Origin of the sequence: Yoonia sp. R2-816 (genome assembly GCF_046762905.1) — a bacterium.
Classification (GTDB): Bacteria; Pseudomonadota; Alphaproteobacteria; order Rhodobacterales; family Rhodobacteraceae; genus Yoonia.
Genome location: NZ_JBKQXN010000100.1, coordinates 1 through 1642 on the forward strand (window position 1 = coordinate 1; position 1642 = coordinate 1642).

Below are 1642 nucleotides of genomic sequence, written 5' to 3' on the forward strand. Positions count from 1 at the left end.
TCAACAACCGGCGCCTGCTTGGCCCCATCGGAAACATCCCGCCAGCAGAGGCTGAACAGAACTTCTATGCACAGCACGACGTGCTCGATATGGTCGCATGAAATGAAGCTATACGTCTCCGGTGAAACCGGGGCGATTCAAGTTGCTGCATCTCCCGCGTCCAGAAATGAGCACCGCCGCAAGCTTCAAACACAACGATACTTGCAGGCTGAGCTTCCATGAACCTTCGAAACTGAGGTCGGGAGAGCCTCTTTCGAAATTTGACCTCCCCTGTCAGCGAAGCACCATGAAGCTGAAACACATTCTTTGCCAAGTCTACACCGATCATTGTATCAATCATTTTGCCGTCCTCTCTCAATTGTGGCCGTGTACGACCACATCTTTGGCACATTGCGATGCCGTATGGGGAGGGCGGCAACCATCCCATCTCTTCATCGCTCGCCAGCCATCGCCAAGGCACCAGATCGCGTTGTGTTCATTGACGAAACAGCCGTTAAGACGTAAGCGTCCGGCCTGACTGCTCTGACGTGTCATAGAGTGTGTTGATAAGTGTCCACCATTGATAGTGGACATCTTGAGGGCAGATATGGCGGGCAAGAAGGGTCAGAAGAAGCGGTTCTGGTCGGATGAGGAGAAAGTGTCGATCTGTGCGCAAACACGCGCGCCTGGGGTGTCGGTAGCGCAGGTCGCGCGGCGGTACGCGATGAACACCAACCTGATCCACAAATGGCTACGTGATCCCAAGTTTGCGCCTGATCCGGAGATCATCGAAGGTGAGGTTGCTGAGACGGCATGCTTTTTGCCTGTGGAGGTTGTTGACCGGCCTGCCACTGAAGAACCGGGCCACGCGCCTGCGGCCAATGCCACATCCGGCCATAGCGTGATTGAGATCGACATCGCGGGAGGTCATCAACTGCGGATTGTCGGTGGCTACGATCCCGAAGCACTGGCCCGGTTGATCCGGGGCTTGTCTGTATGATCCCTGTCCCTGCGAACACGCGGGTCTGGCTTGCTGCTGGCGTGACCGACATGCGGCGCGGGTTCACGACACTGGCAGCCCAAGCCGAGCAGACGCTGAAGCAGGACCCGTTCACGGGGCATCTGTTTGTCTTTCGTGGTCGGCGCGGTGATCTGATCAAGATCATCTGGTGGGATGGCCAAGGTGCTTGCCTGTTCAGCAAGCGCCTAGAGAAGGGTCGGTTCGTCTGGCCATCGGCGAAGGAGGGCAAAATCTCCCTCACGGGGGCCCAGTTGGCGATGTTGCTGGAAGGGATCGATTGGCGTGTGCCGCAACGCAGTTGGACGCCGCTCAAGGCGGGATAACTGCGCATGTGGGATTCCCGTCACGCTGTTGTTTTGCTATTGTTCGACCATGCTGGACGTCGACAAAACTTTGCCAAACGACCCTGATGAACTGCGACAATTCACGGCGCTTTTGCTGGCCGAGGTGAAGTCGCAGGCCGTCCTGATAGAGAAGTTGCGCCATCAACTGGCGGGCCATCGCAATCACCGGTTTGGCTCTTCATCAGAGAGCATTGATCAGCTTCAACTGGCCCTGGAAACGAGCGAGATCGCAGTCGCCAAGATGACGGCAAAGCTGCGCCTGCCCGATGAGGAACCGAAGGACAAACCAAAGCGCCGC

General features: G+C 57.0%; 3 protein-coding genes. All 3 read left to right on the top strand.

What is annotated here, in order from left to right:
* Positions 1-586 precede the first annotated feature (586 nt).
* Positions 587-979 carry an IS66-like element accessory protein TnpA gene (tnpA, locus tag ACFWW2_RS01830; protein ID WP_393925657.1) on the top strand — a complete coding sequence of 131 codons (393 nt, stop codon included), beginning with the start codon at positions 587-589 and terminating at the stop codon, positions 977-979.
* Positions 976-1323, top strand: a complete 348-nt coding sequence (tnpB, locus tag ACFWW2_RS01835) for an IS66 family insertion sequence element accessory protein TnpB (protein WP_393925658.1) — start codon at positions 976-978, stop codon at positions 1321-1323. Before tnpA ends, tnpB begins: the two co-directional genes overlap by 4 nt.
* A 49-nt stretch (positions 1324-1372) precedes the next feature.
* Positions 1373-1642: transposase (locus tag ACFWW2_RS01840; protein WP_393925659.1), on the top strand; the 270-nt coding region annotated here is incomplete at its 3' end.

What these genes read in the sequence shown, in the direction of transcription:
- tnpA (WP_393925657.1), top strand. Translation starts at nt 587, where the DNA reads ATGGCGGGCAAGAAGGGTCAGAAGAAGCGGTTCTGGTCGGATGAGGAG.
- tnpB (WP_393925658.1), top strand. Translation starts at nt 976, where the DNA reads ATGATCCCTGTCCCTGCGAACACGCGGGTCTGGCTTGCTGCTGGCGTG.